This is a genomic window from Microbacterium enclense (assembly GCF_001456955.1).
GTDB classification, from domain to species: domain Bacteria; phylum Actinomycetota; class Actinomycetes; order Actinomycetales; family Microbacteriaceae; genus Microbacterium; species Microbacterium enclense.
Window position 1 is genome coordinate 189935 of sequence record NZ_KQ758469.1, and the last position, 18878, is coordinate 208812.

Here is an 18878-nt window from a genome sequence, read left to right on the forward strand (position 1 = left end):
CGCGCGCTGCGGGCCGCGATCGCCACAACGGCCTCACGCGTCCCGCCCGGTAACGGCGTGCCCTCCATACGCCACCTCGCCCTCATCGCCGAGTCGGAGCCGATCGTCACGCCCGCCGTCTGGACGGACTCGGCGGCATTGACCCTCGCCACCCAATTCGTGGCGAGATCGCGTCAGGATTCGCTCGAGGAGGGCTGCCGCCTCATCTCCCGGTACTTCGACGGCGTGCGCCTGCGGCGGCCCGCCTCCCTGTCCGCCGGCGTGCGCACTCACCTCTACGCGTGCGTCGCCGAGTACAGCGGTGCCCTGGGGTGGACCCACATGGGCGCTCGTTTCGCCGCAGAAGCCCAGCTGTTCGCCGACACTCCGTCCCTCCTTTATCGCACGACGACCCTCATCGCCCTCGCACAGGCGATGAACGGGGAGTTCGCCGCCGCCGACACCGAGATCCGTCGCGCGCAGGAGCTTTTCGACGCCCACGGGTGGCCGGCGGTCGAGAAGAACTACGGGCATTTCGCGGCGGAGATCGCCGTGGCGTCGTCTCGTGCCGACGTCACGGGATTGCGCGCGACCAGCAGCCAGATGACCGCCACGCACCCCGATGACCCCTACTGGATCTTCACGGCCGGGATGGCTGACGTCACCGCTCATCTGTACTCACGGGAGTTCGCCGAGGCTTTCGCGTTGAGCTCGCAGCTGCTCTTCAGCAGTCGTCGCCTCAGCAGCCACAGTTTCCCCCGGCAGAATCTCGTGTGTCTCCACAGCGACATCCTCGTCGCGCGGGGTGAGTTCACCCAAGCCCTCTCCCTGCTCGCACAGCACGAGAGCTCGCCGGGGCACGGAATCTGCTTCGCCTCGCAACGCGCGGCCAGCCTGCTGGGTCTGGGACGACAACGCGAGTTGCTCGCCGAAACGGAGGCGTGCGCGGCCGACGAGGCCGAGCACAACCTGCGGACCCTCGTGCCCCTCCTCGTCCGCCGCGCCGTGGCCTTCCAGCGCCAGGGAGAAGCGCGACGCGCGATGCAGAGCTTCGAGTCCGCACTTCTGCTTCTCGTGCGGGCGGGTATCTCGGTCATGCCGTTCGTGATGTTGCCCCGCGACGAGGTGCGTGCGCTCCTCGACGCGGTCGCCGACGCCCGCCCCGCACTGCGGGGCGACATCGCCGAGCTCCGCGTCGCCCTGCCGCAAGTCGCGGCACCCCTCAGCACGGAACCCGCGCCCCGGGCAGATGCGGGGCTCACAGCCGCTGAGCGCGAGCTGGCCGCGATGTTGCCCACACCGATGACCTTGCCCGACATCGCTCTCGCACGCGGCGTATCGGTGAACACGGTCAAGAGCCAGGCGCGGTCGATCTACACGAAGCTGGGGGTCGGCGGTCGTCGCGCCGCGGTAGAGGTCCTCTCCCGCTCGCTCGTGAGATGACGTCCCTTCGAGGACGTGATCGCTGCACCGGCCAGGCGATCACTCGACGCGAAGCGACCCGTCGGCTTCGCCGCGGTTCGCTCGGCGGACGGCCCGCCGGTTGCGGGGCGAGGACGTTCGAAGGCGTGGCGACGGCGTGTGCGGTCGACACCGACGCGACGCGATGGACTTGTCGTGCGCGGTGAGCGGGCGCCGGGAGAGCCGGGTGCCGACCTCAAAGCCGCGGCGGCCGCAACCGTCGCCCGTCTCGCCCCGGGCCACGGCATCCCCCTCCCTCGCGACCTGGCGCTGCTCGCGGAGACGCAACCGCCGGCGGCGCCGGCGTCGTGGACGGACGCCACCGCGACGTATCTCACCGCGTGCCTCGCCGCACGTGCCCGTCGCGACGCACTCGGTGCGGGGATGGGTCTGATCACCCGATACTTCGAGGGCGGGCGGCTCACCCGCCCCGGCACCTTGAGCCCCGGCGTGCGATCCCAGCTGTATGCGAGTGCCGGCGAGTACTGCAACGCGATCGGATGGCCGCAGATGGGCGCGCGCTTCAGCGCCCAGGCCCTTCTCTTCGCCGACACGCGTGCAGTGCGCTACCGTGCGCTGTCCCTCGCCGCGCTCGGACACGCCCTGAACGGTGATCATCGGTCAGCGGAACCCGACATCGCCGAGGCGGAGGAACTCTTCGCGCAGGAGGACTGGCCGCAAGAGGAGACCGATCACCTGCTGATGCTGGCGCACGCACACGTCGCCGCCGCAAGGCTCGACGCCCCGGGACTGCGGAGCGTTTCGACGAGGATGACGAAGGCGCGGCCTCAGGACTCGTACATCGCGTTCTCGGCAGGTGCGATGGAGGTCGTCGCCGACATGTTCAGCGGCGACCTCGCCGCGGCACGCGCAGGAAGTCGACGTCTGCTGAGCGGGACCCTCCGACACAGCAGCCATCGCATGGCGCGTCACTCCCTGGTGTGCGCGACGTCCGACCTGCTCGTCGCCGAGGGGGAGCATCGTGAGGCTCTCGCCCTGCTCGAGCCGTACGAGAGTCCTGAGGGGCACAGCATCTGCTTCTCTTTGCACCGATCGGCGGCTCTCCTGCACCTCGGACGCGAGCGCGACCTGCTGGGCGAGACCGACGCCTGCGCGGCCGCGGGGACCGACCACTGCTTGCGCACCCTCATTCCCGTCCTCGTGAGACGGGCGCTGGCCCTGAACCGTCTCGATCACCCTCGCCGCGCCCGGGAGACGATGGAGGCGGCGCTTCTGCTCATCGTCCGCACCGGCCTTTCGGCGACGCCGTTCCTGATGCTTCCCCATCGCGAGACGGAAGTCCTCGTGAACGCGGCGATGAACGGTCACGACGACCTCCTGGCCGTCGCATCTCCCCTCCGCGCCGCGCTTGCGCGCGCGGCTCTGCCCGATTCGGAACGTGTCGTCTCCGCGACGTCAGCATTGCTGACTCCGAGCGAGCGCGCCCTCGCCTCGCTTCTGGTGAGCCCGATCAGTCTCGCTCAGATCGCACGTGAGCGTGGTGTCTCGCTGAACACAGTGAAGAGTCATGTGCGCTCCATCTACCAGAAGCTCGGCGTACGCACGCGCGCGGAGGCGGTCGAGCGGCTGACCGGCGAGTGAGACCCGACGACACAGGAGCCCCGCCCAAACGACGAAGGGCGGGGGCTCCTCTCGGAACCCCCGCCCTTCGTGCGGGTGTCTGGTGCTTACCAGCTCGACTTGGTCACACCGGGCAGCTCGCCACGGTGGGCCATGTCACGGAAGCGGACGCGCGAGACGCCGAACTTCGTGAGGACGCCGCGGGGCCGGCCGTCGATGACGTCGCGGCTGCGCACGCGGGCGGGCGACGCGTTGCGGGGGAGCTTCTGCAGCCCCACGCGGGCGGCCTCGCGGGCCTCGTCGGTCGCGTTGGGGTCGACCAGGGTCTTCTTCAGCTCGGCGCGCTTCGCGGCGTAGCGCTCGACGACGACCTTGCGCTGCTCGTTGCGCGCGATCTTGCTCTTCTTAGCCATGTGCTTAGCGCTCCTCTCGGAAGTCGACGTGCTTGCGGACCACGGGGTCGTACTTCTTGAGCACGATGCGGTCGGGGTTGTTGCGACGGTTCTTGCGCGTCACGTAGGTGTACCCCGTGCCCGCGGTCGAACGCAGCTTGATGATCGGACGAACGTCCTGAGCCTTCTTCGCCATTACAGCTTCACGCCCTTCGCCTGCAGGTCACGGACGACGGACTCGATGCCGCGAGCGTCGATGACCTTGATGCCCTTCGCCGAAACGTTGAGCTTGATGTTGCGACCCAGCGACGGAACGAAGTAGGTCTTCTTCTGCACGTTCGGGTCGAAGCGGCGCTTCGTCCGGCGGTGCGAGTGCGAGATGTTGTGACCGAAGCCGGGAACCGCTCCAGTCACCTGGCACACTGCTGCCATGGTGATGTCTCCTTCTGTACCGTGACACCGGACGGTGCCACCCAAGATCCCTTGTCTGCACCCCGCCTGCGCACAGCACGAGGCCGTGATCAGGAGGTGGGATGCGAACTGCGTGCTGGAGTGCGCGCAGACAAGGGGTCAGTCTAGCACGACCGGCGTGTCGGCTTGACGGGGCACTCGCGCCGAGGTCCCTGAGCCTGTCGAAGGGCCCCGACCCCGCAGGCTTCGACGAGCGCAGCCTCCCCGCCGCCGAACCGGGGTCCCTGAGCCCGTCGAAGGGACCGGACCCCGACCACCGGTGGCTTCGACAGGCTCAGCCACCTCCGTCGCGACCAGGGCGCCCGAACCCGTCGAGGGCACCGGACCCCGACCACCGGTGCGACCAGGCGCCCGAGCCCGTCGAAGGCACCGGATCCCTCAGCGCCCCGCCGCTTCCGCGGCGCCGCGGCCCCAGCGGAACGCCGAGACCGTGGCATCCCCCTCGATCCAGAACCGCCAGGGGAAGGCATCCGTCCCCGCGACGCCCGCCACGCCGACCCGCGGCCCCGTGGCGATCCGGCCGGGAGGCTCGGTCGGCAAACACAGGCGCGCGACCGCCCCGGCCCGCTCCGCGCCCGTCACCGCATCGATCCCGTCGTGCACCGGATGCCGCAGCCCCACCGCGTCGCCGAGGCGCCCCGGCCCGCGGGCGAGGTCGCGCGGCGCACGCACGGCTCCGCGTCGCTCGAGTCGCCGCCGTTCGGCCACGTCGGCGCCCTCGACGATCTCGCCGGCGCGCAACAGCACACCGCCGGCCACCCCGTCCGGGCCGCACACGACGTTGACGCAGGAGTGGATGCCATGACTGAGGTAGACGTAGAGGTGTCCCGGCTCGCCCCACATGGTGGCGTTGCGCGCCGTCGGCCCCATGCGCGCGTGCGAGCCCGGATCGGGCCGATCGCCCGTGCCCCGGCCGTGGTACGCCTCGACCTCGGTCAGTCGCGCGACCACGCGCTCCCCCGCGACGACGGTCTCGAGCATCCCACCCAGCAGTCGCGGCGCGACCTCGACGGGAAGCGCCGACAGGTCGTCGCGCGTCGCCGGACGCGTCACTGCGGAGGCACCTGGCACCACGACAGGTCGAAGCCCTGGAGCGCCACGACCTCCTGGCCGGTGTCGACCTCGACGAGGTGCGTGAGCAGGCGCTCGGGGAGCGGCAGCTGATACCGGTCGAACGGGTTGTCGACGGCGCGCGGGGCGATGAGCACCGCGGCGTACCGCCCGCTCGGCGAGACGCAGGTCTGCAGCACCGTGTCGGAGCCCGGCACCTCGAGCAACGGGCGGACCGTGCCGTCGGTCTCGACGTGGGCGACCGTGGTGGAGCGTGAGACGCCGTCGGCGCTGATGTCGGCGAACGAGCGGATCGTGCCGGCATCCGTTCCGGGCACGGGGGTCGCGCGACCGGCCATTCCGGGCGGGTCGACCGGCTGCACCAGAGCCTGCTCGGACCCGTCGGTGAGGTCGATCTCGCGGATGCCCTCGAGACGCTCGACGATCGCGACCGACGAGCCGCGGGCGATGCCGTCGATCGACACGGCGCTGCCCAGGGGCGCGGCGTTGCCCCCCTCCGCGTCGGTCAGCAGCAGGCGCGAGTCGAAGGTCAGCACGAGCATGCTGTCGGTGTCGGGCACGAACCGGTAGTCGGCGATGCGCACGTCGCCGCCGTTCAGGCCGACCTCCGTGGGCGGGGCGTCATCGGCCGCCGAGACGGTGAACAGGCGGCTCTCGCGACCTCCGGCGGCGCTCAGATCGGCATCCGAGAAGGTGAAGCCGATCCGCTCGCCCCGGTCGGCCGACTGCAGGTTGCTGACGAAGCCCGGTCCGGGGAGGGCGACATCGCGCGCGTTCTGTCCGTCGGGGTCGGTGATGATCACCCGCGCGGTGTCGCCGTCGCGCACCGAGATGACGAGGTGGTTCGCCGTGGCGCGGAAGTCCTCGATGCGGGGATGGACGAAGACGGGGAGTCCCGCTTCGCCCCTCAGGTCGGTCCGGAAGATCGTGTCGCCCTCGGGGGTGCCGCGCTGCATCAGATACGCCTGCAGGGGCGGGGTGCGGAACGTCTCGGTCAGCGTCGACGAGGGCCCCGCGCCGAGCCCGCTCACGCCGTCGACGGTGATGCGGTAGTCGGTGTCGTCGCGCAGCGGCAGCGTGAAGCGCACTCCGACGCTGCGCCCCGCCGTGTCGACCGTGAAGGGCGTCGCGGGCTCCACCGACACCTGCGAGGCGTCGACGGTCTCGAGCGACTGCGTCGTGGTGAGGATCACCCGCGAACCGGATGCCGCGACGGCCGCCGCCGGGTCGACCTGCACGTCGGTGACCCGGGGGCCCTGGGCGACGGCGACGACGCCGCCGATGCCGCCCACGACCACCAGGCCGACGAGCACCGCGGCGAACGCGACCGCGAAGGCGCGCCCGCGGCGCGTGCGCGACCTCGACCGGCGGGAGTCAGTACTCATACGGATCCGCCGGTTCGTCGATGGATGCCACCTGCTCGGCCTGCACCTCGAGCCGGCCGTCGCCGCTGGAGCGCACCGTACCGGTGACCGTCACCCACTGCCCGGTGGCAGGGGCGGCTCCCGAGGCGGCGATGGGCAGGCGGGCGGTCTGCGCGTCGATGACGCAGTGCGTGATCACGAGCCGGGTCAGATCGAAGCTCGCGCCGTCGCCGCCGGGGGTGATGAACCCGGTGAGGGTGACGGGCTTGCCGTCGAAGGTCTCGGGGTTGGTGGCGTGGGCGAACACCGCCGACCAGTCGCCGATGCCGAACTGCGAGGTGTCGCCCGACGCCGCCAGGGTCACCACATCGGACCCCGCGAACAGCGGGGGCGCGCCGATGTCGCGCGAGACGGCGAGCTCGGTCGACAGCGACGCGGCCGGAGTCAGCAGCACGGCGATCACCGCGCCCGACGCGAGCACCCCGCCGGTGAAGGCGGCGAGCCCCGCCGGGGTCAGCCGCGGGCGGGCCGCGAGGTGCTCGTGAGCGGTGTGGTCGTGGTCGTCGAGCGGATCGACGTGCTCGTGATCGGCATGCGCGAACGCCTCACGACGGGCGGACGCCGCGGCCGGGGCATGGCCGTGCTCGTGGTCGTGGCCGTGGTCGGCCTCGGCCCCCAGCGGCAGCGCGAACGAGGCGACCGCCCCGATGAGCAGGACGATCGACATGCCGACGGCGAACCAGGCCGAGTCGGGGTTGATGTACAGCGACATGCGGCCCGTGACCCACAGCGTGATCGTGGTGATCGACAGGCAGGTCGCGAGCCCCACGCCCAGCCAGCGCGTCGCGAGGGCACCCGTTCTAGACAAGGAGGTTCACCACCGTTCCGAGGGCGAAGGCGAACAGCACCACGACCACCGTCATCCCGACGAGCACGCGCGTGGTGAAGGTCGTGCGCAGCAGCGCCATCATCTTCAGGTCGATGATGGGGCCCACGACGAGGAACGCCACGATCGACCCCGGCGTGAACGTCGAGGCGAACGACAGCGCGAAGAACGCGTCGACGTTCGAGCACAGCGACACCACGATCGCCAGCAGCATCATCGCCGCGATCGACAGGGCCGGGTCGGAACCGATCGCCAGCAGGGCGCTGCGCGGCACGAGCACCTGCACCGCTCCCGCCAGCAGCGAGCCGATGATGAGCGCCGGCATGACCGAGCGCAGCTCGACGACGAACTGGGCCAGGGTGCGCCGCCCGCGGTCGCCGCGCTCCTGCACGACGATCTCGCACGTCTCGAGGAAGCGCTCGGTGAGCAGCTTGTCGGGATCGGGATGCCGGCTGTACAGCCACCCGATGAGGTTGGCGACGAGGTACCCGCCGATGAGACGCGCGACGAGGATGCCGTCGCTGAAGCCGAACGCGGCGTGCGTGGAGATGATGACGATCGGGTTCACGATCGGAGCCGCGACGAGGAACGTCAGGGTGTCGGAGACGCCGAAGCCGCGCATGAGCAGGCCGCGGGCGAAGGGCACGTTGCCGCACTCGCAGACGGGGATGAACATGCCCAGCAGCGACAGCACCGCCCGGCGCGCCCACGGCGCGCGCGGCATCCATCTCTCGATCGCCCCCGGCGGCACCCAGACCTGCACGACGATCGACAGCACGACGCCCAGCACGACGAACGGCAACGACTCGATGAGCACGCTGAGAGCGAGGGTCAGCCCGTCTTGCGCGCGGGTCGGCAGCGACTGCGCGAAGAGCGTCGGAGCGAGCGCGTCGATCAGGAACAGCACCGCCAGCACGACGACGCCCAGGCCGAGCGCGACGAGGGTGCGCGGGGCGCCCGTACGCTGCGGCGGGGGTGCCGTGGTGCGACTACTCGTCGCCACGCTCGCGAGCCCGGTCACGGGCGCAATCGGTGCAGATGCCGAAGATGTCGACCACGTGCTCGGCCTCGCTGAACCCGTGCTGGGCCGCGGTGCGCTGCGCCCACTCCTCGACGTCGGTGGCCGCGATCTCGACCGCCTTGCCGCACGAGCGGCAGATCAGGTGGTGATGGTGGCCGCGGGTCTCGCAGGCGCGGAACAGATTCTCGCCCTCGGGGCTCTGCAGGGAATCGGCGTCGCCCCGGGCCGCCAGACCGGCGAGGGTGCGGTACACGGTGGCCAGGCCGATGCCGGTGTTCTCGTCGCGCAGGGTGGCGTGCAGGGTCTGTGCGCTGACGAACCCGCCGGCTCCCGACAGGGCTTCGCGCACGCGCTCGCGCTGCCACGTGTTGCGCTGGACCATGCGGGCGAGTCTAGCGAGGCGTTCGGTGAATCGGCTGGGGGTTACGCGGTAGCCCGCGACGGCCTCGCGCATCCGCCTCGCGCCGCGGTGCCTCGCCTCCCGCCCGCACCCGGGGCGTGCCGCCGCCGGTCGACGTCAGAGCGCGCGGGTGGTGCGGTCGCGCCGCGCGCCGACCAGACGGCAGACGAGGTAGATCGCGAACGAGATGGTCGTGATGTACGGGCTCACCGGCAGGGTTCCGGCGACCGCGAGGAGCACCCCGCCCACGGCCGAGACGAAGCCGAACGCCGCCGCGAGCAGCGGCACCGACAGGGGCCCGGATGCCACGCGCATCGCGGCCGCCGCCGGGGTCACCAGCAGCGCCATGACCAGGAGCGCGCCGATGATGTGCACGGCGACGGCGACGATGAGACCGAGCAGCAGCATGAACGCCAGCGACACCGCGGTGGTGGGCACCCCGCGGGCGGCGGCGGACTGCGGGTCGAGCGAATCGAAGCGCAGGGGGCGCCAGATCAGCAGGAGCGCCGCCAGCACGGCGACGCCGATGACGACGAGCCACCCGAGCTGCTCGCTCTGCACCGACACGATCTGCCCGGTCAGCAGGCTGAACCGCGTGGCGCTGCGGCCGTTGTAGAGCGAGAGGCACAGGATGCCGACACCCAGGCCGAAGGGCATGAGCACGCCGATGATCGAGTTGCGGTCGCGGGCGCGCGCTCCGAGCAGACCGATGAGGGCCGCCGCGATGAGCGAGCCGACGATCGAGCCCGAGACGACGTCGACGCCGATGAGCAGGGCCACCGCGGCGCCGGCGAACGACAGCTCGCTGATGCCGTGCACGGCGAAGGCCATGTCGCGCTGCATGACGAACACGCCGATGAGACCGCCGACGAGGCCCAGCACGGCCCCGGCGTAGACGGAGTTCTGCACCAGCTCGAGGATGGCGCCGTACTGGCTGACCCCGCCGAACAGGGCGTCGCCGACGTCGGACCAGTTCATGCGTCGTCCTCGTCGTGGTGATGGTGGTGGGCCTCGTCGGCATCCGGTGCTCCGACGACGATGAGCTGCCCGCCGGCCCGCACGACGTACACGGGGGCGCCGTAGAGACCGCTCAGCGTCTCGGTGGTCAGCACCTCGTCGGGCGTGCCCAGGGTGAAGCGGCCGTGCGCGATGTAGAGGATGCGGTCGACCCGCGAGAGCACGGGGTTGATGTCGTGCGTCACCAGCAGCACGGCCGCGTCGCGCTCGCGGCGGTGCCGATCGATGAGGCGCACGACGGCCTGCTGGTTCGCGAGGTCGAGGCTGGTCAGCGGCTCGTCGCACAGCAGCAGGGCGGGGTCGTCGGCGAGGGCCTGACCGACGCGGAGGCGCTGCTGCTCGCCGCCGGAGAGGAGTCCGACGGGTCGGTCTCCGAACGCGGTGGCGCCCACGGCCTCGAGCAGCTCGTCGATGCGCGCGCGATCCTTCTTGCGCGAGAGCGGGAGCCCCAGCCGGTGCCCGTCGACGCCGAGGCCGACGATGTCACGCCCGCGCAGAGGCGTCTCGCGGGGCAGGGGGCGTTGCTGGGGGATGTAGCCGATGCGACGGTTGCCCGCGCGACGCACGGGCGCGCCGAGCGCCTCGATGGAGCCGGCGCTCAGCCGCTCGAGGCCGAGGATCGCGCGCAGCAGCGTCGTCTTGCCCGAGCCGCTGGGCCCGAGCACCGCGACGAGCTCGCCGGGCTCGACCTCGAGGTCGAGCCCGGCCCAGAGCTCTCGGCCGCCCCGCTCCAGGGCGGCGCCGCGGATGCGCAGCGGGGCTGCGGCGGTCACGCCGCCAGCGCGTCGGACAGCGCCGTGATGTTGCTCTGCATCCACGAGATGTAAGTCTGACCCTCGGGGAGCGTTTCGGTGAACTCGATCACCGGGATGTTCTTCGCCTTGGCCTCGTTCTCGACCTGCGTGGTCTCGGCGCCGCCGGTCTGCGGGTTGACGATCATGACCCGGATCTCGCCCGAGTCGATCAGCTGCAGCGCCTCGAGCAGGGTGGCGGGCGGGACGTCCTGCCCCTCCTCGACCGACTCGCTGAACTCGTTGGGGGTCGCGTTGTCGAGCCCGGCGGCCTCGATGAGGTACACGGGCACCGGCTCGGTCACGAAGACCTTCGCATCGGCATCCTTGGCCCCGATCTGCCCGAGCGAGTCTTCGAGGCCGGCGATCTCGCCGACGAAGGCGTCGGCGTTCGCCGTGAAGTCGGCCGCGTGGTCGGGAGCGAGTTCGCCGAGGTGCTCGGCGATGTCGTTGGCGAGGTCTTCGACGGTGTGCGGGTCGTACCAGACGTGCTCGTTGAAGCCCTCGATGTGGTCGTGGCCGTCGCCCTCGGCGTGGGTCTCGCCCTCGGCGTGGTCGTGGCCGTCGTCTTCGGCGTGCGCGTCGGCATTCTCGGTCGGGGCGGGGGTCGCCTCGTCGCCGTGCGCCTCGTCGTGCGACGCGGCACCGGGGTAGTCGTGGTTGAACTCCACGGCGGTGATGACCGGCGCGGTGGTGCCGCTGGCCTCGACGAGCGACTCCATGAACGAGTCGTACCCGCCGCCGTTCTCGATGACCAGGCCTGCATTCTTCAGGGTGAGCTGATCCTGCGCGCTGGCTTCGTACTCGTGCGGGTCTTGCGACGACGACGTGATGATCGAGGTGACATCGACGAAGTCACCGCCGATCGCCTGCGCGATCGATCCGTAGACGTCGGTGGATGCCACGACCGCGACCTTGCCGCCCGCGGCGGACTCGGAGCTGGTGGCGGCGGGCGCCCCGCCGGCGCAACCGGCGAGCGCGAGAACGGAGGCGGCCCCGAGGACGACGGGGGCGAGGATGCGTCGGGTCATGGGAGCAACCGTAACGCTGGTGATAATCGTTCTCAAACTCAGCCGCGAAGCGAAAGTGTTTTCTCAGCATGACGCCGCGCTCAACGGCGGGCGGTCGATCTTCGCGCTCGCCAGGCCCGCCACGCTCCGGTCGACCACAGGGCCCAGGTCACCAGCAGGGGCTGGAAGAGCAAGCGGACACCGCGGGCGAGGTCGGTGTCGAGGCCGAAGGCATCGGTGCCGCGGACGAACTGCTCGATGTTGCCGGGGAAGATCGCGACGAAGAAGGCCGCGACGATCCAGCCAACCACCACACGGAAGCGACCGAGGACGACGAGGGCGAGGCCGAGCGCGATCTCGACGATCCCGGATGCCACGACGGTGACGTCGACCGGAAACGGGAGCCATGACGGCACCTGAGCGACGAACTCATCGCGCGCGAAGGTGAGGTGCGCGGTGCCGGCGAGAAGGAGCACGCCACCGAGCAGCCAGCGGGCCGAGGTGCGGAGCAGGCTCATCCTCCGAGCGTAGGCGGGGAGGTGGGAGGCGGGCCCGGCAGGCCGATCCTCGCAGCTGATGCCGTCCCCGCCACCTGCGCCCGAGGTCAGCGGCGCAGGATGCGATGCGCCAGGGCGTTGCCGAGGAGCTGACCGGCCTGCACGATGACGACGATGATGGCGACCGTCCCCCACGTCGCCTGCGCGTTGAACTGCTGGTAGCCGTAGATGATCGCGAAGTTGCCGAGTCCGCCGCCGCCGATGTACCCCGCCATGGCCGACATGTCGACCACCGCGATGAACATGAACGTGTAGCCGAGGATCAGCGGCGCGAGGGCCTCGGGGATGACGACTCCGAACAGCACACCGATGCGCCGTGCACCGACTGCCCGGGCCGCCTCGACGGTGCCCGGATCGACCGCGACGAGATTCTGCTCGACGACGCGGGCGATCACGACCGTGGCCATGATCGTGATCGGCACGATCGCGGCATCCGTCCCCAGCGTCGTCCCCGTCACCGCGCGCGTGACCGGAGCCACGGCGGTGAGGAAGATGATGAACGGGATGGGGCGGATGACGTTGATCACGAGGTTGGCCACGGCGAACACGACACGGTTGGCGAACAGGTTGCCCGGCCGGGTGGCGTAGAGCAGCGCGCCGATGACGAGACCCGCGACGCCCGAGATGAGCAACGAGACCGCGACCATGTAGACGGTCTCGCCGATGGACTGCAGCAGCACCGGTGTGAGGGTGTCCCACTTGTTCACGCGCGCACCTCCGCGGTGGGCACGACGACGTCGGTGTGTGCTCGCAGCTCGGCCACGACCGCCTCCAGGTCATCGGTGTGCACGCGGTACGTCAGGGTTCCGAGCTGCTTGCCGAGCACGTCGGTCACGCCGCCGTAGACGACGGAATGGCGCGCACCGTGCCGGTGGAACACCTCGGAGACGTCTTCGCTCGAGAACTCGTTGATCTCGACGCTGACCAGGTCTCCCCCGCCCGCGGTGAGCGCCGACAGCGCCTCGCCCGACGGAACCCCCTGGGTCACGGCCGCGACGAAGCGCTTGGTGAGCTCGGCGCGCGGGTGCGCGAACACGCGGTACGTGTCGCCGCTGTCGACGACGCGTCCGCCGTCCATCACGATCACCTGGTCGCACAGCTCGTGCACGATCGAGATCTGGTGCGTGATGACGACGATGGTGATGCCCAACCGTCGGTTGATCTCGCGCAGCAGATCGAGCACCTCGGCCGTGGTCTGCGGGTCGAGGGCGCTGGTCGCCTCGTCGGCGAGCAGGATGCGCGGGTCGGTGGCGATCGCTCGGGCGATGCCGACGCGCTGCTTCTGGCCACCCGACAGGCGCCGCGGGTACTGCTTCGCCTTGTCGCCGATGCCGACGAAGTCGAGCAGCTCGGCGACCCGCTTGTCGCGATCGGCCTTCTTCCAGCCGGCGACCTTGAGCGGGTAGGCGACGTTGGCCGCGACCGTGCGCGACGAGAAGAGGTTGAACTGCTGGAAGATCATGCCGACCCGGCGCCGGAGGTCGCGGAGCGTCGCCTCGGTGGCATCCCCCACGTTCACGCCCAGCACTTCGACGGTGCCCGACGTGGGCTGCTCGAGCCCGTTGAGCAGCCGCACGAGCGTGGACTTGCCGGCGCCGGAGTAGCCGATGACCCCGACGATCGACCCCTCCTCCACCGTCAGCGACACGTCGTCGACGGCGGTGGAGGAGGTGCGGCGATCGGTGCGGAAGCTCTTCGTGACGCCCCGCAGCTCGATGACCGCGGTCATCCGTTCTGGGCCTCGAGGGCGTCTTCGAGGCTGGTCAGCTCGTCCTGGAGCTGGGCGCCGGTCCACTCCGTCTTGAACTGCAGGTTGCCCTGGTTCAGCTCGGTGACCGCGGCCTCGACCTCGGGCGAGTGGTACGCGGCGACGAGCTTCGCCCAGCGGGGGTCGTCCTTCTTGTCGTCGCGCGTGACGAAGGCGTTGATGTAGGGCGCCAGCTGCGGGTTGTCGAGGTCTTCCTTGAAGATGATGAGCTCGTCGCCGAGCCCGCCCTTCTGCGCCTGGGTGTTGTTGACGATGGCGGCCTGAGCGCTGCCGTCCTTGAGAGCGGTGACGGTCTGGTTGGTGTCGACCGGCAGCAGCGTGACCTTGGTCGTCTCGATGTCGGCCGGCGTCGAGAGCGCGGTGCCCCCGTCCTTCAGGGTCAGCAGCCCGGCGGTCTGCAGGTTGAGCAGGCCGCGCGCGAGGTTCGTGGGGTTGTTCGGGATCGCGACGGTCGCGCCCTCGGGCAGGTCCTTCACGTCGGTGTACTGCTCGGAGTACAGCGCCAGCGGGTACACCGCCGTCGCGCCGACCGGCACGAGCGAGCCGTTGTTCTCGACGTTGAACTGCGACAGGTAGATGAGGTGCTGGAAGAGATTCACGTCGAGCTCGCCGTCTTGCACGCCCTGGTTGAGCTGCACGCCGTCGTTGATGGTGCGCACCTCGAGCTCGATCCCCTCGTCGGCGAGCTTCTGCTTCAGCACCGTCCAGTGCGCCTCGTTGCCGTCGTCGGCGCCGAGGACGATGCGCGACGAGTCGTCGCCGGATGCCGCTCCCCCGGCGCACCCGGTGAGGGCGAGGAGGAGGGCTGCGGTGGAGGCGCCGAGGATCGTGGCCAGGCGTGCGGTGCGGCGTGAAGTCATGGCTCCACGTCATCACGTGCGGGGCAGATGCCGAAGTCGGAGCGTTACGGCCGGTAACGACCCGTCATGCGGGGTAACCGATTCGACGTCGCGCCGGCGAGTGGAGATGATCGCGCCCGCCGCCCGGCTCCCCGGGCCCCGTCACCCGTCGATGACCGACCGAGCTCCGCCGGCGCTCGATCAGCGGGGAGGGGGCGTGGACGGCCCCCTCCCCGCGGTGATCAGTTCTGCGCGTTGTACGGCGCCTCGACGGTCGACGTGGTCTTCGTCCCGTCGACCGTGGCCGTGGCCGTCACGGTGGCCGTGCCGGCGGGGATCGTCGCCCGCGTGGAGTTGACGATCGCGCTGACGGTCTGGCCGGGCCGGACCTCGGCGAAGGCCTTCTTCCCGTAGGCCGTGACGACGTCGATCCGCACCGGTACCGCCGAGCGGTTGACGGCGGCGACGGCGACGTACGCCTTGCCCGCGATCTTGCGCGTGGATGCCGTGGCATCCACCTTCAGAGCGGGCGCGGGCGCCGCCGGCTTCATCGCGGTGAAGGTCAGCTTGTCGAGGTTGGGTGCCCACTGCGAGCGCAGACCCAGTGTCGGGAAGCGCTGTGAGATGAAGGTGGTGCCGTTGAAGTCCGGCGCCTCCTTCGACGCGAACGTGACGGTGTTCGCGCCCGCCTTCAGCTGCACGGGAACGGTCAGGTCCCAGAACTGGTTCGCGTTGTAGCTCTGCGGGAAGAGCACCTGCTGGACGGGACCGCCGTTCACCGACACGTCGGCGCGGCGCGCGACCGGGTCGGGGTTGTAGTGCGACGCCGGGGACTGCTCTTCGTTCGAGTAGCGCACCGTCATCGCGTAGGTGCCCGCCTGCGCGACCGTCACCGTGTGAGTGAGGGTGTTGCCGTTGTTCTGCGCCCCGCCGATTCCGACGACCGCCTTGCCGCCGCTGGCGAGCGAGAGGTTCTGCGTCTTCGTCGCGCCGGCCAGCACGCCGGCCTCGGCCTCGATCGTCTGCGCGGCGAGCTTTCCGCCCGATGCGCCGACGGAGATGCGGTCCAGGGCGAGGGTTCCGCTGCCGCCGACGATCTCGACCTTATTGATGCCTCCGACCAGGAACGCCGGAATCGTGGCGGTGTCGGTGACCTCGCCGAGGTCGACGCCGTTGACTGTAACCTTCGCGATGCCGCCGCCCAGGGTCTTCACCTCGAGCGACTTCTCGGAGTCGTCCTTGTTGTACACCCAGAAGGTGGCGGACTGGTCCGCACCCACCCCGACGTAGCCCGACCCGGAGACGCCGCCGCGATCGTACGCCGGCGCCGCGCCGCGGAGCACCGCGTTCTCGGCCTCGTAGAGGGGCGCGTAGGCGGCGTTGGGAAGGGTCACGTCGATCTTGTCGATGATGGCCGCACCCGTGGTCGCCTTGGTGCCGTCGAGGCTGCGCGCGGCGAGGGTGATGGTGTTCTTGCCCGCGTTCAGGGCGACCTTGGTGTCGGTGTGGTCCCACACGACCCACTTGTAGCCCAGGTCGGCGAAGATTTCCTGCTCGGCAGCGCCGTTCACCCGGAGGAACATGTTGACCGGGCCCTGCGCTTCGTTGCGGGCCTCCTTGTTGTAGGCGTTGGCCAGCACGCTGAGGTCGTAGGTCCCGGCCTGAGGGACGTCGACCTCGAAGTTCAACGCGAGGGTCGAATTCGTCTCGATTCCGCCGACGTTGCGCTCTCCCGACGTGTAGAACTTCGCCACGTCGCGCGGCGATCCCTCGGGACCGTTGTTGTAATACGGCGCGCCGGTGTGGGCGGCCGCCTCGGCCTCGTAGACGCCGCGCCACGACACGGAGGGGACCGAGGGCGAGGTCGTGTCGGTGCCCGGCGTCACGACGATCTCGTAGGCCGAGTCCTTGCCGAGCGCGGGCAGGTCGCCCTCGCCGAAGGCCAGCTCGAGGGTGCCGTTCTCGACCGGGGCGTCGTACTCCTTGACGGTCTGCGGTTCGGCGGAATCACCGATCTGCCCCGTCCATCGGATGTCGCGGATCAGCACGTGGGCGGCGCCTCCGATGGAGGACGGCAGGTTGTCGATGTAGACCTTCTGCGCGCCGGTCGATCCGCCGATGAGGGCCTTGACCTGCTGCTTGGTGTCGTCGATCGTCGCGACGCCCTGGAGGGTGTAGCTGACGTCGGGCTGCGGGGGCGTGACCCGCACGGTGTCGCCGGTCATGTTGCCGTACGAGTTCAGCAGCCACCACTGGCCGTTGCCACGGTTGGCTTCGACGGCGGAGTCGGAGAGGTTGCCGTCGATGTTCCAGTAGGCGATGTCGGCGTCGATCTTGCTGTCTTCGACCGCGGAGATCCACTGGATCATCTGCGCGGGAACCGAGGTGTGGTAGTTGAAGGCGTACTCGTTCACGTTGATGGGCAGTTCCGTGCCCTCCCACTTCGTGCCGGCGAAGAAGCCTTTCTCCCAGGTGCGGTAGCGGGCGACGCTCGAGCGGATCGTCGCGGGATCGCTCAGCTCGTGCCAGGTCACGACCTCGGGCACGGTGTCGTTGGCGACGGCGTGCTTCATGAATCCCTCGACCTGGTTGAACAGGATGCTGGTGTTGGGACCGGCGATCCGCGCGTTGGGAAGCTCCGCCTTGATCGCGCGGTAGAAGTCGTCCCAGGCGGCGAGGAAACGGGTCGGGTCATCCAGCCAGCTGACGCCCCAGAAGCTCTCTCCCCCGTTGCCGTACATGTTGCCCTCGGGCTCGTTGAACGGCACGAACACGATGTTGTCCTGGTACTCCGCGGGCAGTTGCTTGACCTGCTTCACCTGGTCGATGACCGACTGCTTGAACCACGCCGTCTTCTCGGCACCGTTGTTGCCCGGCACCTGGTACGGGAAGCCGCGGTTGATGTCGGTCATGTAGATGTAGACGTCGCCGTCGGACGAGTCCGCGAGAGGCTTGACCACTTCGAGCGCGTCGGCACCGGGGTGCTGGGGTCCGTCCTGGGCCTTCGTCGAGACGGTGCGGAGCTGGATGCCGTCGATCAGGTTGTTCGAGGGCAGGCCCGGCCCGTACAGACCGTAAAGGGTTCCGGACGCACCGCCCATGAAGGCGCCGGTCCGGTCGGCGACGTCGATGGAGAGCTCGCCGGGCGTGATGACACGCACGGTCGCCGTGACGGCGGTCGTGGTTCCGTCGACCACCCCGTTCACGGTGAACGAGCCGCGCCGGGCGTAGGCGGACGCCGGGACGGTCTCCCAGGTGACGGGAGCCAGGCGTTCCTGGCCGTCACTGAACATCGCGCGCACGCCGGGCAGGGTGGGCGCCGTGCCCACCGTGGTGCGCGTCTGCGTCGTCGTCTCGAGCAGTTCGGTGACCGTGGGCGCGGACGCGCCGGCGAGGTCGCGCACCTGCTGCGGCGACAGAACGGTGTCGTAGACCTGGAAGTCGTCGACCGCGCCGGTGAAGAAGGGGTGCGCTCCGGTCCAGAAGGGTTGTCCGATGTACCCCGAGTTCGGCGACGCCGCCCCGTAGAGCGCCTGGGCGACGTCGATGCCCACGTTGGTGCGGCTGACCTCCAGACCGTCCAGGTAGAAGATGACGTTGTCACGGTCGAGGGTCGTGGTGACCAGATGCCACTCGTCGGCCGGGAGGGCTGTCGCCGACCGCGCGCCGACCTCCTGCCCGTTGGTCGCCGGCTTGGCGCTCGAGCGGGCCACGCCGTCTTCGAATTTGGGGGTGTAGAACGTCGCGCTGTCGCGGTCCTTCCCCAAGACGTAAAGCCACTCGAAGACCTCGCTCCCCTCCCACTTCACCCAGGACGAGATCGTCGTTCCCTGGAGGCCTTCGAACAGACCGGCCGGGACGGTGACGTAGGGCGCGGTCGTCGAGGTGCGACCCCCACCGCTCAGATGAAGGGCCTTGCCGCCCCCGGGGCGGTCGACGAGCTTCGCCGACCCCGGGTTGGTGAGCGTGCCGTCGCGGCCGTCACCCGACGTGTCTTCGATGGTCGCGGTCGGTGCGGCGGCGCCGTCGAAGTCGTAGTCCAGGATCAGGTGGTCGGCGGCGGTGACAGCCGGTGTGGCCGCCCGCGCGCTGTCGGGGACGGCTGGTTGACCGATGGCGAGAGCGGCGACGGCCAGTCCTGCTGTCACTGCTGCGATGGGCGTGCCGGAGGCGAGCCGCGGTGATGACCTCATTGGGGGGTTCCTCGTCATTGAGTGGGTGTCCGATACGGCGGTCGTATCGGGGTTCAGGTGATGTATTGAACCGGTTC

The 18878-nt window shown here is 70.1% G+C and carries 18 protein-coding genes; 2 read left to right on the top strand and 16 right to left on the bottom strand.

Annotation, left to right across the window (positions count from 1 at the left end):
• Positions 1-57: 57 nt before the first annotated feature.
• Both AS029_RS17980 and AS029_RS06760 read left to right on the top strand, forming a co-directional pair.
• On the top strand, positions 58-1422 hold the full coding sequence (locus tag AS029_RS17980) for a helix-turn-helix transcriptional regulator (RefSeq protein ID WP_139168042.1): 1365 nt from the start codon (positions 58-60) through the stop codon (positions 1420-1422).
• 174 nt (positions 1423-1596) lie between these two features.
• Positions 1597-3042 carry a helix-turn-helix transcriptional regulator gene (locus AS029_RS06760; protein ID WP_058231829.1) on the top strand — a complete coding sequence of 482 codons (1446 nt, stop codon included), beginning with the start codon at positions 1597-1599 and terminating at the stop codon, positions 3040-3042.
• Between the two features lie 86 nt (positions 3043-3128).
• Here AS029_RS06760 and rpsN read toward each other — a convergent pair whose 3' ends face one another.
• From rpsN to AS029_RS06840, 16 genes are all read right to left on the bottom strand, one after another.
• The gene (gene rpsN / locus AS029_RS06765) at positions 3129-3434 is read right to left on the bottom strand and encodes a 30S ribosomal protein S14 (RefSeq protein ID WP_022878196.1); all 306 of its coding nucleotides are present in this window, start codon (positions 3432-3434) and stop codon (positions 3129-3131) included.
• Positions 3435-3438: 4 nt separating this feature from the next.
• Positions 3439-3609 (bottom strand): 50S ribosomal protein L33, encoded by a 171-nt coding sequence (rpmG, locus tag AS029_RS06770; protein WP_013584775.1) that lies wholly within the window; start codon positions 3607-3609, stop codon positions 3439-3441.
• Positions 3609-3845 carry a 50S ribosomal protein L28 gene (rpmB, locus tag AS029_RS06775; RefSeq protein ID WP_055832508.1) on the bottom strand — a complete coding sequence of 79 codons (237 nt, stop codon included), beginning with the start codon at positions 3843-3845 and terminating at the stop codon, positions 3609-3611. The genes rpmG and rpmB overlap by 1 nt, the downstream gene beginning before the upstream one ends.
• Positions 3846-4262: 417 nt before the next feature.
• Positions 4263-4937, bottom strand: coding sequence for a DNA-3-methyladenine glycosylase (locus tag AS029_RS06780; protein WP_058231830.1), 675 nt, complete (start codon positions 4935-4937; stop codon positions 4263-4265).
• Entirely contained in the window at positions 4934-6340 is a 1407-nt protein-coding gene (locus AS029_RS06785) for a hypothetical protein (RefSeq protein ID WP_058231831.1), read from the bottom strand. Before AS029_RS06785 ends, AS029_RS06780 begins: the two co-directional genes overlap by 4 nt.
• Positions 6330-7187 (bottom strand): TIGR03943 family putative permease subunit, encoded by an 858-nt coding sequence (locus AS029_RS06790; RefSeq protein WP_058231832.1) that lies wholly within the window; start codon positions 7185-7187, stop codon positions 6330-6332. Before AS029_RS06790 ends, AS029_RS06785 begins: the two co-directional genes overlap by 11 nt.
• Positions 7180-8226, bottom strand: a complete 1047-nt coding sequence (locus AS029_RS06795; RefSeq protein ID WP_175456637.1) for a permease — start codon at positions 8224-8226, stop codon at positions 7180-7182. Before AS029_RS06795 ends, AS029_RS06790 begins: the two co-directional genes overlap by 8 nt.
• Complete coding sequence (locus AS029_RS06800; RefSeq protein WP_058231833.1) at positions 8195-8608, bottom strand: Fur family transcriptional regulator; 414 nt, start codon at positions 8606-8608, stop codon at positions 8195-8197. The genes AS029_RS06795 and AS029_RS06800 overlap by 32 nt, the downstream gene beginning before the upstream one ends.
• Positions 8609-8743: 135 nt before the next feature.
• Entirely contained in the window at positions 8744-9604 is an 861-nt protein-coding gene (locus AS029_RS06805) for a metal ABC transporter permease (RefSeq protein WP_058231834.1), read from the bottom strand.
• Entirely contained in the window at positions 9601-10416 is an 816-nt protein-coding gene (locus tag AS029_RS06810) for a metal ABC transporter ATP-binding protein (protein WP_058231835.1), read from the bottom strand. Before AS029_RS06810 ends, AS029_RS06805 begins: the two co-directional genes overlap by 4 nt.
• Complete coding sequence (locus AS029_RS06815; protein ID WP_058231836.1) at positions 10413-11465, bottom strand: metal ABC transporter solute-binding protein, Zn/Mn family; 1053 nt, start codon at positions 11463-11465, stop codon at positions 10413-10415. The genes AS029_RS06810 and AS029_RS06815 overlap by 4 nt, the downstream gene beginning before the upstream one ends.
• An 80-nt stretch (positions 11466-11545) precedes the next feature.
• Positions 11546-11962: a DoxX family protein gene (locus AS029_RS06820; protein ID WP_058231837.1), complete on the bottom strand. Its 417-nt coding sequence runs from the start codon at positions 11960-11962 to the stop codon at positions 11546-11548.
• An 86-nt stretch (positions 11963-12048) separates the two neighbouring features.
• Positions 12049-12708, bottom strand: a complete 660-nt coding sequence (locus tag AS029_RS06825) for a methionine ABC transporter permease (RefSeq protein ID WP_074615874.1) — start codon at positions 12706-12708, stop codon at positions 12049-12051.
• A complete protein-coding gene (locus tag AS029_RS06830; protein WP_058231838.1) occupies positions 12705-13730 on the bottom strand; it encodes a methionine ABC transporter ATP-binding protein in 1026 nt (341 codons plus the stop codon). Before AS029_RS06830 ends, AS029_RS06825 begins: the two co-directional genes overlap by 4 nt.
• Positions 13727-14629 (bottom strand): MetQ/NlpA family ABC transporter substrate-binding protein, encoded by a 903-nt coding sequence (locus AS029_RS06835; protein WP_074615875.1) that lies wholly within the window; start codon positions 14627-14629, stop codon positions 13727-13729. Before AS029_RS06835 ends, AS029_RS06830 begins: the two co-directional genes overlap by 4 nt.
• 221 nt (positions 14630-14850) lie before the next feature.
• Positions 14851-18801, bottom strand: coding sequence for a LamG-like jellyroll fold domain-containing protein (locus tag AS029_RS06840; RefSeq protein WP_082642199.1), 3951 nt, complete (start codon positions 18799-18801; stop codon positions 14851-14853).
• Positions 18802-18878 lie beyond the last annotated feature (77 nt).

Coding starts and splice junctions, on each gene's coding strand:
- rpsN (WP_022878196.1), bottom strand. CDS start 3,434: ATGGCTAAGAAGAGCAAGATCGCGCGCAACGAGCAGCGCAAGGTCGTC.
- rpmG (WP_013584775.1), bottom strand. CDS start 3,609: ATGGCGAAGAAGGCTCAGGACGTTCGTCCGATCATCAAGCTGCGTTCG.
- rpmB (WP_055832508.1), bottom strand. CDS start 3,845: ATGGCAGCAGTGTGCCAGGTGACTGGAGCGGTTCCCGGCTTCGGTCAC.
- AS029_RS06785 (WP_058231831.1), bottom strand. CDS start 6,340: ATGAGTACTGACTCCCGCCGGTCGAGGTCGCGCACGCGCCGCGGGCGC.
- AS029_RS06800 (WP_058231833.1), bottom strand. CDS start 8,608: ATGGTCCAGCGCAACACGTGGCAGCGCGAGCGCGTGCGCGAAGCCCTG.
- AS029_RS06805 (WP_058231834.1), bottom strand. CDS start 9,604: ATGAACTGGTCCGACGTCGGCGACGCCCTGTTCGGCGGGGTCAGCCAG.
- AS029_RS06815 (WP_058231836.1), bottom strand. CDS start 11,465: ATGACCCGACGCATCCTCGCCCCCGTCGTCCTCGGGGCCGCCTCCGTT.
- AS029_RS06820 (WP_058231837.1), bottom strand. CDS start 11,962: ATGAGCCTGCTCCGCACCTCGGCCCGCTGGCTGCTCGGTGGCGTGCTC.
- AS029_RS06830 (WP_058231838.1), bottom strand. CDS start 13,730: ATGACCGCGGTCATCGAGCTGCGGGGCGTCACGAAGAGCTTCCGCACC.
- AS029_RS06835 (WP_074615875.1), bottom strand. CDS start 14,629: ATGACTTCACGCCGCACCGCACGCCTGGCCACGATCCTCGGCGCCTCC.
- AS029_RS06840 (WP_082642199.1), bottom strand. CDS start 18,801: ATGAGGTCATCACCGCGGCTCGCCTCCGGCACGCCCATCGCAGCAGTG.